Here is a 12,941-nt window from a genome sequence, read left to right as displayed (position 1 = left end):
AGGTCCGTCCGGGAGGCCCGACCACCAGTAGGTTGGGACGCATGCTCGCCGCCACCGTCGCCCGGTTCTCGCCCGACTCCCCCCTCGACGGCCTGGAGGTGGGTGAACGCCCCGAACCAGAGCCCCGCGAGAACTGGACCACGGTGCAGGTGCGTGCCGCGACGCTCAACCACCACGACCTGTGGTCGCTGCGGGGCGTGGGGCTGCGGCCGGAACAGCTCCCGATGATCCTCGGCACCGACGCCGCGGGCACCGCCGCCGACGGCACACCGGTGCTGCTGCACGGCGTGATCGGCGCCGACGGGCACGGCGTCGGGCCCACGGAGCGGCGCACGCTGCTCTCGGAGCACTACCCGGGCACCCTCGCCGAGCACGTCGCGGTGCCGACCCACAACCTGGTGCCCCTGCCCGACGACCTGTCGTTCGAGGAGGCCGCGTGCCTCCCCACGGCCTGGCTCACCGCCTACCGGATGCTGTTCGGGGCGGCCGGTCTCGCCCCCGGCGACCGGGTGCTGGTGCAGGGCGCGGGCGGCGGCGTCGCCTCCGCCGCGATCGTGCTGGGGGCCGCGGCGGGCCTGGAGGTGACGGTGACGTCGCGGTCCGCGGAGCGCCGGGAGCGCGCGCTGGAGCTGGGCGCCGCGCACGCCGTCGAGAGCGGAGGCCGGGTGCCCGCCCGCGTGGACGCCGTGATCGAGTCCGTCGGCCAGGCCACCTGGGCGCACTCCGTGCGCTCCGTGCGGCCGGGCGGCACGATCGTCGTCTGCGGCGCGACGTCGGGCGACGCCCCGCCCGCCGAGCTCACCCGCGTCTTCTTCAACGAGATCCGCGTGCAGGGCGTGACGATGGGCTCCCGCGACGACCTGGCCGCGCTGGTGCGGTTCGTCGCACGCACCGGCGTCCGCCCGGTCATCGACTCCGAGGTGCGGCTCGCGGACGTGCGCGACGGCATGGCGCGCCTCGCCGCGGGCGAGCAGACCGGCAAGATCGTCGTCCGGCCCTGATCGCCCGCGGCGAGGCCGCTCACGACTCGTCGGCGAGCCGGGCGGCCACCTCGGTGGCGGCGCGCTGACCGGAGAGGATGGCGCCGTTCATGGTTCCGGAGGTCTCGTCGGCGGTCTCGGTGCCGGCCCAGTGGATGCGCCCGACGGGCTCGCGCAGGTGTGGGCCGAAGGTGGTCCAGGTCTTCGGGGCGGGGGCCGGGTTGGGTCCGCCGGGGGCGAAGGTGTCGTTGCCCCAGGAGAAGTCGGTGTAGTCGGTGGCCTGACCGGCGCGCTGCCCGAAGAGATGGACGAGGTGCTTGAGGACACGTCGGCGGCGCTCCTCGGGGTCGTAGGCGTCGAAGCCGCGGGCGTCGCAGAAGACCATCAGGATGCCGGGGCCGTCGGGGTGGGGGCTGACGTCGAAGGTGAGGAAGACGGTCTCGTCGTCCGACACACCCTCTCCGGAGAGGCCCTCGTGCCGCCAGAAGGGCCGGTCGTAGGCGACGAACGCCTTGCTCAGCGCGCCGAGCCGCCAGGCGCGGGCGAGTCCGTAGTGATGGTCCGGCAGGGCCGGCGTGAACTCGATGGTCGAGCGGTGGGGCGGCGCCGCGGTGACGATGACGTAGCGCGCGTCGACGACGTGGGTGGAGGTCTCGACGGTGACGCGGTCGCCGGCGGTGGCGATCCGTTCGACGGGTGAGCCCAGGAGCACCCGGTGCTCGAGGGTGTCGGCGAGCCTGGTGACGAGGGTGTGGGTCGTGTCCAGCAGCCGGTCCTGCTGGTCCCCGCCCTCGACGGAGAGCATGTGCTCGATTCCGCCCAGGGTCCTGATGTAGCGCATGACGTTGAACAGGGAGACGTCCCCGACGGGTGCGCCCCAGTGCACCAGGCTGAACATGTTCATGAACTTCCGGGTGTCCTTGAGCGCGCACTTGGAGGTGAGCCACTCACCGAACGACATGGCGTCCAGTCGCGCCGCGTGCGGGTGGGTCCAGGGCTCGGAGACGGGCAGGTCGTCGACCATCTTCTGCAGGGTGTTCATGATGCGCGCGAGGTCGGCCATCGCCCAGGGCGTCATGGCGGTGATGCTCTCGACCTTGCGTCGCCCACCGAAGGAGATGACGCCCTTGCCCTGGTGGAACTGGGGCACGAGCTCGCAGCCGAGGCGGGCAGCGAGTTCGCGGACGGCGGCGTGGCCCGGTGCCACCCAGGTGGCTCCGGCGTCGACGGCCACGCCTGCGACCTCAGCCTGACGGATCCGGCCGCCGACGCGGTCGCGCCCTTCCAGCACGACGACGTCGTGGCCGGCCCGCGTGAGCTCGTCGGCCGCGGTGAGGCCTGCCAGGCCCGCTCCGACGACGACGACGTCCGCGGTCCGGGTGGTGCGGGTGGCGGTCTTGGCACTCTTCATCTGGCGCTCCGTTCACGTGTGGCCTGCCGGGCCGGGTGTCCCACTTGGCAACTGTACTGACTCGTCAGTACAGTATCAGGAGTTCGGGGGACTCCCCGGGAACGGACGATGCGGAGAACCCATGACGAAGATCGACCAGAGGACCAGCCTGTCGCCCGCGGCGGGCATGTCGTCGCGGCGGCGGTGGACGGCCGTCGCGGTGCTGAGCGCGAGCCTGCTGATGCTCACGATGGACATGACGATCCTCAACATCGCGCTGCCCGAGATGGCCGCGGAGCTGCACCCCACCTCGGACCAGCAGCTGTGGATCGTGGACGTGTACTCCCTGGTGCTGGCCGGTCTGCTGGTGTCGTTCGCGGCGATCGGTGACCGTTGGGGCCGCAAGCGGATGCTCCTGCTCGGCTACGGGATCTTCGGGGCGGCGTCGCTGATGGTCCTGTTCACGACCAGCGCCGAGGCGGTCATCGCGATCCGTGCGCTCCTCGGTCTGGGCGGCGCGATGATCATGCCGACCACGCTGTCGCTGATCCGCGTCATCTTCACCGACCCCGCCGAGCGCGCCAAGGCACTGAGCATCTGGGCCGCGGTCTCCGGGCTCGGGGCCGCCGTCGGGCCGCTCGTGGGCGGCGTGCTGCTCGAGCACTTCTCCTGGCACGCCGCGTTCCTGATCAACGTGCCCCTGATCGCGATCGCCATCGCCGCGGGCCTGGCCATCCTGCCCGAGTCGCGCGTGCGCGTCGCCGGGCGCTGGGACGCGCTGGCCGCCGTGCTGTCCCTGGTCGGGATGACGGCGCTGGTCTGGGGCATCAAGCATTTCGGCAAGGAGGCCACGCTGGCCCTGCCCGAGGCCTGGGCCGCCCTCGCCCTGGCCGCCGCCACCCTCACCTGGTTCGCGGTCCGCAGCATCCGCAGCAAGCACCCCCTGCTGGAGCTTCGCCTGTTCCGCAACCGCACGTTCTCCGCCGGGATGGTCGCCGCCCTCGGCACGACCTTCTCGATGGTCGCCGCCCTGCTCCTGCTCGCGCAGTGGCTCCAGCTCGTGCGCGGCGTCTCCCCCATCCAGGCCGGGCTGCTGCTGACCCCCGAGGCCCTCGCCGCGGCCGTCGCCGCGATCGCCGCGCCACCGCTGTCCAGGGTCTTCGGCGCCCGGGCCGTGCTCGCCACCGGCCTCGCCACCGCCGGCGTCGGCATGCTCCTGCTCGGCCTGGGGCCGGGCGGCGAGCTCGGCCTGCCCCTCGTGATCACCGTGCTCGTCCTGGTGGGCGCCGGCACCGGCTCGCTGGCCATCGGGTCCGCCATGATCATGCTCGGCTCCCCGGAGGACAAGGCGGGCAACGCCGGCGCCCTCGAGGAGACCTCCTACGAACTCGGCGCCGTGCTCGGCGTCGCCATCCTGGGCAGCATCTCCGCGCTGATCTACCGCGCCCAGTACGCCACCGACCCCGCGCTGCAGGCCATCGACCCCACCCTGGCCGCCCAGGCGGAGGAGTCCCTCGGCGCCGCCGTCGCGATCTCCGACCAGCTCGCCCTCCCCGAGCTCGCCAGCGCCGCCAGCGCCGCGTTCACCCACTCCATGCAGGTCGCCAGCCTCGCCGGGGGCGTGATCATGCTCGCCGTCGCCACCCTCGTGTTCCTCATGACCCCCAAGGGCACGAGCATCACCGGCGCCTCGCACTAGACCCCGGGGCGCCCAGCCCCTCACGAAGGTCCCCGACGACCAGCCCCGGTACGACGCACAGCAACCTCAACGACCGTCCTTGGACAGGAGCACGACGTGCCGCTCTTCCCGTTCTCGTTCTTCGCGGTCGACCGCCTGCGCCAGCAGGTCGGACGGGCCCTGAAGTACCTGACCAGCACTGTCGACGCCGGCGAGCACGACGTGCACCGAGGCCTGGAGGGGGTCGGTCCACGGCTGTGGGTCGCGTCGCTCGCCGGAGAGGCGCTGTGGCTCGGCAGCTACCAGAGCACCTACGACCTCAGCGACGCCCAGTGGTCCGCCGTCGCCGCCCATCTCAGCGGCTACGGGAACCTGCCTCTGATGCGGCCCCTCGACGTCGCCCCCTCCCAGCGCGCCGACGACGCACGACTGCGCGACGATCGGCCCCTCGTCGACGCCGTCCTGCAGCTCTCACAGCGCCGCCGGATCGACGACCTCACCCTCGACGACGTCGCTGCCGCCAGCGGGTGCACCACCACCCATCTGCGGGCCACGTTCGGCGACATCGACCAGGTGCTCATCGCCGTCGTGCGCCAGGTCCACGACGACGGCGCCGCCGAGGCCTCTCCCCTGCAGCTGCACCTCGACCGGCACACCCTGACCATGTCGCTGCAGGGCCTGGAGGACGAACGCACGATCACCGCGGTCCAACGCCTCTACGCGCTCGCGGGCGTCTCGCCCCTCCCCCGCCCGGACGTCCGCGCCCGAGCACGTGCCCTGCGCGGGATCAACCCTCGCTCCTTCGACCACCTCGAGCTCGCGACGGCGGCCCTCGCCCTGGACGGCTGGCACGGCGCGCGGGACGTGCCGGCGTTCTACCCGCGGTCCCTGCCCCGCGCCGTGGTGCGGGAGCTGGGGCGCGTGGCGCGCGTCCCCTCGTCCTGACCTTCGCGTCGTCCGGGCGGAACGCCCCCCGCGGGTGCCCCGCGCAACCGTCCACGGATGTCGCGCAGTCGCAGGAACCCCTGCCACGAGACGGGGAGGAGCGTCGCCGAGGCGGCGAACTCGAACACGTAGAGCACGACCGAGAGCATCGTCCCGTCGTCCATGCCCGCTCGCGCGCAAGCCACGATCGCGAATACCTGCAACGCGACGGTGAGGACCATCGACAGGGCGTAGTTGATCGCGTCCAGGTCGGACAGTCTGGTCAGCCAGGTGTTGAGCAGGCCGAGGTGTCGGCGCGTCAGGGCGCCGTCGCCTCGTCGCAGGACGTCGACCTGGCGTTCGTACTCGTCGTTGTAGCCGCGATTGGCCGCCATGGTCTGCCGGGTCGAGGCCGCATAGATCGTCACGACCAGGGCCGCCATCACCAGGGCGCCGGTGAACACGGGCACCGACAGGGCAGCGAGGAACGCCAGGATGCCGACGAACGCGAGCACGCCCCCGACGACCTCGGGCACGGTGTGCTCGAGGAAGTCGACCGCCTCGCGCAGCAGGTTCAGGCGCCCGGCCTGCTGCGAGAGGCCGGCACCCGGCGCCGGCACGCTCGCACCGACGCGCTCGTAGAGCCGGGAGTACAGCCGGGCGTCGTGCAGCCGGCGGGCCGTGGACACCATCACTGTCGCCAGGCCGACCCCGACCAGCCAGGCCAGCCCGCGGATCGATCCGTCGAGGTAGTCGTCCACGGCGACGCCGATCACGAACGGCACGACGACCACCCCGGCGCTCTCCGCGACGACGAGGAGTACCGAGAGCGCGATCCGGGCGCGGTAGCCGCCCATCAGCGAGGCCATGCAAGCATCCTGCGCCGGGCGCCCCCGTGGCGCGCGTGCTCCGAGGAGCTACCGGTCGGTGGCAGTGAGGTTCTCCAGCTCGGTGCGCAGGGCAAGAAGCTCGTCACGTTCGGGCTTGAGCCCCCACCCGGTCATCAGGCCTGCCCCGTCGACGGCATTGAGAATGACGGTGCGGGCACCCACCGACAGCCCGTCCTCGGCGATCTCCGCCTTCCAGCGGGCCCCGTCCTCGGCCACGAGCTCGGCCACCCCGGGGGCGGCCGCGAGCGCCGACAGGAGGAAGAGGCGCTGCCCGACGCCGTCGATGTTGTCCCCCTCCAGCGAGGCGCGGACGAACGCCCGGGCCAGGCGCCCGGGCGCGTCGCCGCCCTCCAGGAGGCCCTCCACGTCCCGGCGGAACTGGTCCGTCACGTCATGCGCCAGCGCCAGCCACAGCGCGTTCTTCGAGCTGTAGTGGTAGATGACCGCCCCGCGCGTCAGCCCGGCGGCGACCGCGACGTCGTCCAGGGTCGCGCGGGCGCCCTGCTCCACGACGACCCCCTTCGCGGCGTCCAGGATCAACCTCTTGGTGTCCTCGGGCCCTCGACCTGCTGTGCGTCCCATCGATCTCTCTCTCACGTGCGGGTGGCGGCATCGCTCGGCGACCAGTGTGCCCGGTCACCGCACGACCCGGTGACCGGCCACGACGGGGCCGCGTTCTACCGGGCGGCGCTCATGGCCTGGCTCCGGCGATCGCCCTGGCGCGCCGGCGGACGGCGGACCGCGTCAGCGTGGCCGGGACGGTGGCGAGCAGGTCGCCCGCCATCCCTGCCACCGACGCTGCTCGGCTGCGCCCCTGGGTACCGGTGCTGAACTCCACGGCCCGCGCGGTGATGGTCTGCGCCGTCCGGGCGAAGGGCCGCATCTCGGCCTCGAACCGGGCGAACGCGGCCGTGACGTCGTCGGTGTCCCGCAGCGCCTCGGCGAGCGCCTTCGCGCCGGGCAGCGACGCGTGCGCACCCATCCCCGACAGCGGGTCGATGCAGTGCGCGGCGTCACCGAGGAGCACCACGCGCCGGGTGTACCAGCGCGGCAGGCGGGTCTGGGAGAACCGGGTCAGCTTCGTGTCCTCGGACTTGCGCGCCGCCACCGCGACCGCCCGCATCTCCGGACCGAGTCGCTCGACGGCGTCGCACACCCGATCCTTCAGCATCCCCATGTCCGGCCGGGCCGCCCCGGGCACGGGAACGGCCGCGCAGATCGATGTCTGGTCGGTGTCCAGGAAGGGGTAGATCAGCATCAGCATCCCCTCGCGGGCCGCGATCACCGCCCGCCCGTCGGGCAGCGGCACGTCGGCGTTGATCCACACGTGGGACAGGCCGTTGCGGTACACGCTCTGCTCCTCGGACGCCAGCGTCAGCCGGCGCACCGTCGAGTGCAGCCCGTCCGCCCCGACCACGATGTCGAAGGACCCGCTCGACCCGTCGGCGAACCTGGCCTGCACGTCCTCGCTCCGGTGCTCCAGCGCCTCGAGTTCCATGCCCATCCGCACCTCGACGGCGGCGGGCACGTGCTCGAACAACCGCGACAGCAGGACGGAACGACGGGCAAGCCGCCACCCCTCGCCCATGTCGAACCGGACCTCGCGGACCTTGCGCGTGCCCCACCGCAACGACGTCTCCGGCGCGGCATAGGTCGCCTCGTCCAGGATCTGCTGCCCGCCCATCAACCGCAGCACCCGGATGGCTTCGGCGTCCAGCTGGATCAGGTAGCTGCTCGGGAAGGGTTCGACCTTCTTGTCGACGAGGACGACCTCCCACCCCTCGCGATCCAGCCACCACGCCGCCGCGCACCCCGCCATCCCCGAACCCACCACCAGGGCTCGCCGCCGCACCGACCCGACCGCCGTTCCCACCATCTCGGCCCGCCTCCCACAAACTAGTCTGACTCGTCAGTACAGTATTGATGCGACGACTGGGCCTGTCAAAGCGCGCCGTGCGGCGCGAGGACGCGAGTCAGCCGGGGCGCGCTAGCCCCGCGCGGCCGGCACCGCTCAGGCGAAGCGGTGCCGGAAGGCGTCCAGCAGCGTGGGCCCCTCGGCGCCGAGGCGCCAGACGCTCCAGCCGTCGGCGGTGGGCGAGCCCGAGGCGGCGGACGCCGCGTGGTCGGGGTGCCAGTAGCGGGAACCGTCGGCGAGCTGGATGGCGCCGTCCTGGTGCAGCACGGCCTCGAAGTACTGGCGGCGACGCGGGCGCGACCACACGATCGTCGTCGGGTGCACCAGCGTGCCGGCCAGCGCGACGAGGTCCGGGTCCACCTCGTCGTCGGTCGCGGCGGGCGGCGGCGCCCACGGCGCGGGAGCCGCGAACGGCTCCGGCGGGGGCGGGACGGGCGAGGTCAGCGGGTCGTAACCGTGGTCGTGCGGCGCGGGCGTCCAGCGCGGCTCCAGCGGGTCGTCCGGCGGGGTGCGCAGGCGCGGCGGCTCGAGCGGCGGCACCTGCAGGCGGGGCAGGTCGTCCTCGACCCCGGACCAGCGCGGCTCCGGCACCGGCAGGTCGAACGCGGGCGCCGCGGCCTGCGCGAACGCGTCCCCGTAGCCCGCCGGGCGCTCGGGCTCCGGCGCCGCAGCGTCGAGCTCCGGCCGCGACGTGAAGCGGTCCGACCGCGAGCGGCGGCGCGGGGCCGACCCGGGCAGCGGCGGCCGCTCGCGGGTCAGGTCGAGGTCGTCGTCGAGCCCGGCGGCAGGGCTCGGGAGCGGTGTGGGCCTCGGCGCGGGGGCCGGCGGCGCCGGCACCGGCGGGACGGGCAGCCCCCCGTCCGGACCCGCCCCCGCGGACGGGCCGTCGCCGTCGGTCCGCGGGCGAGCGGCACGGCGCCGGGTCCGCGACGGCGGGGCCGACTCCGCCCGCTCGCGGGGCGCCTGCACGGAGGCTGGCATCTTGCCGCCCAGCGCGAGGCCGACGGCGACGCCCTCCGCGAAGGTCTCGGGGTCCACGCCGTCGCGCGCGCCCGGCGAGGGCTCGTCGCCGTCGGCGATCGTGTCGCGCGACAGCGCCGGGGCCGCGGCGGGCGCGGACAGGCTCGGGGCCGACGGCGCGGACGCCGGGTGGATCACCAGCGGCGAGACGTCCACGAACCGGCGCCCGTCGGCGCTGTGCACGACGCCCATCTTCAGCACCTCGACGGGCATGGTGGGCTGGCGCAGGAAGTCGACGGCGTTGAGGATCTCCTCGCTCGCCTCCTGGCAGATGACGATCAGGCGCGCGCTGCTGCGACCCGGCTGCGAGCGGGTGATCGGCACGCTGTCGTAGAACGCGGCGACGTCGCGATGGAACGCCGCAGGGCCGCCGTGGTACCGCTCGGCCAGGGCGCCGCGCGTCAGCCGGCCCGCCGCGCCGGCGTGGTCGAGCGCCCGCGTGAGGGCGGCGCGGTCCAGGTCGGCGACCAGCTCGACGACGACCGGCGACCCGGTGGCGTCGAGGGCCAGCAGGTGCGGCTCGTCCGGGCCGGTGCCGGGACTGACCGGGAAGATCTGCTCGCCGAGCAGACCGTCGATGTGACTGTCCACCACCCGGTGGGCGGTGGTCCCGACGCCGGGGGCGCTTGCCGCGGGCGACCGGTCGGACTGGACGAGGAGGGGCCTCTGGGCATCGACCTCGAACAGGGGCATTGCACACCACTCCTGGATCGGATCCGACCCCGGCGGCCGGATCCCGGGGCAAGCCTACGGCCCCCGCGCCGTGGCGTGTACCACAGCGGGCTCCCAGCCGCGCGCCGGAGCGTGAGGCCGCCCGCGGCGAGGTCCGGCGAGGTCTCGCGGGGCGCCGCGAGGCTACGCGTGCCCGGTGCCGCCGTCGTCGGCGAGGCGCTCCTCGACCCGTGCCACCTTCGCGTCGAGCTGGCCGGTGTAGCCGGGGCGGATGTCCGCCTTGAGCACCAGCGACACGCGGTGCCCGCCGGCGCCCACGGCCTCCGTGGCGCGCTGGATCACCGGCATCACCTCGTCCCAGTCCCCCTCGATCTCGGTAAACATGGCGGTGGTCCGGGTCGGGAGCCCCGACTCGCGGACGATGCGGACGGCGGCGGCGACGGAGTCCGCCACGGACTCGCCTGCGCCGAGCGGGGCGACGGAGAAAGCGAAGACGGCCATGTGCTCATTCTGCGTGCCGAACAGGCGGTTGACACCGTTATCGCGGCCGTGCTGCCGCGATAACGGTGTCAACCGCCTGTTCGGCGCCTCGGGGTGGGTGGCGAGGACCGTAGGCTCGTCGGGTGAGCACACGCGTCACCCTTCTCGCCGGCGGGGTCGGCGGCGCCCGCCTGGCGCACGGCTTCGCCCTCGCCCTGCCCGACGACGGCGCCCCGGCGCCCGACGGCGGCCTCACCGTCGTCGTCAACGTCGGCGACGACACCGAGCGGCACGGCCTGCTGGTCTCCCCCGACCTCGACACGGTCATGTACACGCTCGCCGGGCTGAACGACGAGACCCGCGGCTGGGGGCTGACCGACGAGACGTACACGACCCTCGACCAGCTCGCCCGGCTCGGCGAGGACACGTGGTTCACGCTGGGCGACCGGGACCTGGCGACCCACGTCGTGCGGACGGCCGCGCTGCGCGAGGGGCAGCCGCTGCACGCGGTGACGGCGCGGCTCGCGACGTCGCTCGGCGTGCGGGCCCGCCTGCTGCCGGTGACCGACGACCGGCTGCGCACGCTCGTCGACACGCCGTCCGGGCGGGTCGCGTTCCAGGAGTACTTCGTGCGCCGGCAGCACGCCGACGCCGTGCTGGGGATCGAGCTCGACGGCGTCACCGCCGCCCGGCCCGCGCCCGGCGTGCTCGACGCCGTCGCGGGCGCCGACCTGCTCGTCGTCGCGCCGTCCAACCCGTTCCTGTCGGTGGAGCCGGTGCTGGCCGTGCCCGGGGTGCGGGACGCCGTGCTCGCGTCGCCGGCGCGGCGCGTGGCGGTGAGCCCGATCGTCGGCGGGCAGGCGATCAAGGGCCCGGCGGCGCAGATCCTGGAGACGCTGGGGCACGAGGTGTCCGCGCTGGGCGTCGCCCGCCTCTACGCGGACCTCGTGGACGTCATGGTCGTGGACGACGCCGACGCCGCCCTCGCCGGCCCGATCCGCGACCTCGGCCTCGAGGTGGTCGTCACCGACACGATCATGGGCGGCGCCGCCGGACGCGAGCGCCTGGCCCGCGACCTGCTCGCCCTCGGATGAGCGCACCGGGTCGCGACGTCGGCGGGACCGTCGCGCTGGTGCCCCTGCGCGACGGCGTCTCGGGCAAGTCGCGGCTGGCGTCCTCCCTCGACCCGGCCGCGCGACGGCGGCTGGTCGCGGCGCTCGCCCGGCATGTCGTCGCCGTCCTCCTCGCGTCGGACGGCGTGGACCGCGTGCTCGTGGTGACCGCCGACGTGCCGTTCGCCGCCGAGACCCTCGGCTCCCGCGCTCACGACGGCAGTTCGGGCTCGGGGCGGCAGTCCGAACTGCCGGTCCGAACCCGAACTGCCGCGCCGAGCGTCGAGGTGATCGCGCAGCCGCCGGACCGCCCGGGACTGAACGCGGCGCTGGACGTCGGCCGGGAGGCCGCGCTCGCGCGCGGTGCGGGACGGCTGCTCGTCGCGCACGCGGACCTGCCGCTCCTCGCGCCCGACGACGTCGCGGCCCTGCTCGCCGCGGGGACCAGCGCGACGGCCGACGACGCGCCGCCCGTCGTCGTCGCGACCGACCGGCACCTGGCGGGCACGAACCTGCTGGTGCTGCCCGCCAGCGTGCCGTTCGTGTTCCGCTTCGGCGAGGGGTCGCGCGCGGCGCACGTCGGCGAGGCCCAGCGCACCGGACTGCGGCCGGTCGTCGTGCACCGGTCGGGCACCGCCGTCGATCTCGACACGGTCGACGACTGGGGCGAGCTGCCCCGCGGCGTCCGCGACCGGCTGCGGCACGGGCTCGACCTGCCCCTCCCCTGAGGTCCCGGACCGCTCAGGAGCGCGCGTCGGCCTCGGCGATCACCGTGTCCAGGCGGGCGATCGCCGCGGCGAGGTCGTCCATCCGGTCCCGGAGCAGCGCGCGCTGCTGGTGCAGCATCGCGCGCTGCTCGTGGTCGGTGTGACCCGAGTCGACGCAGGGCAGCAGCTGGGCGATGTTGCCGCTGGTCAGGCCGGCCGCATAGAGCTGCTGGTAGAACCGGACCCGCTCGACGGCCGTCTCGTCGTAGAGGCGGTGCCCGGCGGAGGAGCGCACCGTCTCCAGCAGCCCCTGCTCCTCGTAGTAGCGCAGCGCGCGCACGCTCACGCCGGCGCGTCGCGCGACCTCGCCGATCTTCAGCACACCGTCGTCAACGACGCTCCCGGCGCTCCGCATCCCGGCGGCCCGTCGATCAGTGCTGACCCGCCGGCTGGGGCGCCGCCTGCGGGTACAGCGCCTCGGCCGGCTCGCCGAGCCGGGACCGCCACTCGCGGGTCAGCTCGTCGCCGAGCACCTCGAAGGCGCCGGCCTCGAAGCCGTCGAGCGCCTGGCGCACGATGTCGCCCGGCTCGGCGAGCTCCCAGGTGCCCTCCGCCCTGGCCCAGTCCGACATGTCCGTGTCGACGAGAGCCATGGCCAGCCCGGTGACCTGCGTGCCCTGGCCGGCCAGCTCGAGCCGGGCACCGTTGGTCAGCTGCCAGGCCGCGGCCTTCGCCGCCCCGTAGGTGTCCGCGAACCCGAACGCCCGGAAGGCGCTCTGGGACAGGACGTCGAGGATCCCGCCGCCGCCGTTGCGCCCGAGGACCGGCGCGAACGCACGGACCATCCGCAGCGCGCCCCAGTAGTTGACCTCCATCTCCTGGCGGGCGCCCGCGAGGTCCCCGCCGAGGAACGGGCTGAGCGTCGCCACCCCCGCGTTGTTGACGAGGATCGTGACGTCCTGCGCGCGCTCGGCGACCGCGGCCACCGAGGCGTCGTCGGTCACGTCCAGGCGCAGCGGCGTCGCGCCCGGGACGTCGACCTCCTCCGGCCGTCGTGCCGCGGCGTAGACCTTCGCGGCCCCACGCTCCAGCAGCTCGGTGACGAAGTGGCGGCCCAGCCCCCTGTTGGCCCCGGTGACCAGGGCGATCTGATCGGTGATCTCCATGAGCTGG

General features: G+C 74.2%; 13 protein-coding genes. 5 read left to right on the top strand and 8 right to left on the bottom strand.

All coding sequences use genetic code 11. From position 1 onward, the window contains the following. The first annotated feature begins 41 nt into the window (after positions 1–41). Positions 42–1,001 carry a zinc-binding dehydrogenase gene (locus ACH436_RS06795; RefSeq protein ID WP_430559436.1) on the top strand — a complete coding sequence of 320 codons (960 nt, stop codon included), beginning with the start codon at positions 42–44 and terminating at the stop codon, positions 999–1,001. Positions 1,002–1,020: 19 nt separating this feature from the next. Here ACH436_RS06795 and ACH436_RS06790 read toward each other — a convergent pair whose 3' ends face one another. Beyond that, positions 1,021–2,391 carry a flavin monoamine oxidase family protein gene (locus ACH436_RS06790; RefSeq protein ID WP_430559435.1) on the bottom strand — a complete coding sequence of 457 codons (1,371 nt, stop codon included), beginning with the start codon at positions 2,389–2,391 and terminating at the stop codon, positions 1,021–1,023. Between the two features lie 121 nt (positions 2,392–2,512). Between ACH436_RS06790 and ACH436_RS06785 the strand changes: the two genes are divergently transcribed. Beyond that, the gene (locus ACH436_RS06785; RefSeq protein WP_430559434.1) at positions 2,513–4,069 is read left to right on the top strand and encodes an MFS transporter; all 1,557 of its coding nucleotides are present in this window, start codon (positions 2,513–2,515) and stop codon (positions 4,067–4,069) included. Between the two features lie 96 nt (positions 4,070–4,165). Beyond that, a complete protein-coding gene (locus tag ACH436_RS06780; protein ID WP_430559433.1) occupies positions 4,166–4,993 on the top strand; it encodes a hypothetical protein in 828 nt (275 codons plus the stop codon). Here the strand turns inward: ACH436_RS06780 and ACH436_RS06775 are convergent. The 5 genes from ACH436_RS06775 to ACH436_RS06755 form a co-directional block, all read right to left on the bottom strand. After that, complete coding sequence (locus tag ACH436_RS06775) at positions 4,924–5,841, bottom strand: ABC transporter six-transmembrane domain-containing protein (protein WP_430559432.1); 918 nt, start codon at positions 5,839–5,841, stop codon at positions 4,924–4,926. The two genes, ACH436_RS06780 and ACH436_RS06775, sit on opposite strands and share 70 nt — an antisense overlap. A 48-nt stretch (positions 5,842–5,889) precedes the next feature. Continuing rightward, positions 5,890–6,444: a TetR/AcrR family transcriptional regulator gene (locus ACH436_RS06770; RefSeq protein WP_430559431.1), complete on the bottom strand. Its 555-nt coding sequence runs from the start codon at positions 6,442–6,444 to the stop codon at positions 5,890–5,892. A 109-nt stretch (positions 6,445–6,553) separates the two neighbouring features. Then, complete coding sequence (locus tag ACH436_RS06765; RefSeq protein WP_430559430.1) at positions 6,554–7,738, bottom strand: FAD-dependent oxidoreductase; 1,185 nt, start codon at positions 7,736–7,738, stop codon at positions 6,554–6,556. Positions 7,739–7,873: 135 nt separating this feature from the next. Beyond that, the gene (locus tag ACH436_RS06760; RefSeq protein WP_430559429.1) at positions 7,874–9,490 is read right to left on the bottom strand and encodes a hypothetical protein; all 1,617 of its coding nucleotides are present in this window, start codon (positions 9,488–9,490) and stop codon (positions 7,874–7,876) included. A 162-nt stretch (positions 9,491–9,652) separates the two neighbouring features. Then, positions 9,653–9,970 carry an MTH1187 family thiamine-binding protein gene (locus ACH436_RS06755; protein WP_429733876.1) on the bottom strand — a complete coding sequence of 106 codons (318 nt, stop codon included), beginning with the start codon at positions 9,968–9,970 and terminating at the stop codon, positions 9,653–9,655. Between the two features lie 122 nt (positions 9,971–10,092). Here ACH436_RS06755 and cofD point away from each other — a divergent pair, with 122 nt between their 5' ends. Next, the gene (cofD, locus tag ACH436_RS06750; protein ID WP_430559428.1) at positions 10,093–11,043 is read left to right on the top strand and encodes a 2-phospho-L-lactate transferase; all 951 of its coding nucleotides are present in this window, start codon (positions 10,093–10,095) and stop codon (positions 11,041–11,043) included. Continuing rightward, positions 11,040–11,789 carry a 2-phospho-L-lactate guanylyltransferase gene (gene cofC / locus ACH436_RS06745; RefSeq protein WP_430559427.1) on the top strand — a complete coding sequence of 250 codons (750 nt, stop codon included), beginning with the start codon at positions 11,040–11,042 and terminating at the stop codon, positions 11,787–11,789. The genes cofD and cofC overlap by 4 nt, the downstream gene beginning before the upstream one ends. A gap of 13 nt (positions 11,790–11,802) precedes the next feature. On the opposite strand, the gene ACH436_RS06740 is transcribed toward cofC, so the two are convergent. Continuing rightward, positions 11,803–12,183, bottom strand: a complete 381-nt coding sequence (locus ACH436_RS06740; RefSeq protein ID WP_430559426.1) for a MerR family transcriptional regulator — start codon at positions 12,181–12,183, stop codon at positions 11,803–11,805. 16 nt (positions 12,184–12,199) lie between these two features. Continuing rightward, positions 12,200–12,934 carry an SDR family oxidoreductase gene (locus ACH436_RS06735; RefSeq protein WP_430559425.1) on the bottom strand — a complete coding sequence of 245 codons (735 nt, stop codon included), beginning with the start codon at positions 12,932–12,934 and terminating at the stop codon, positions 12,200–12,202. Positions 12,935–12,941 lie beyond the last annotated feature (7 nt).

The organism is Isoptericola sp. NPDC019693, from assembly GCF_044389085.1.
Taxonomy (GTDB): domain Bacteria; phylum Actinomycetota; class Actinomycetes; order Actinomycetales; family Cellulomonadaceae; genus Isoptericola.
This window is presented reverse-complemented; position numbering and strand designations above follow the sequence as displayed.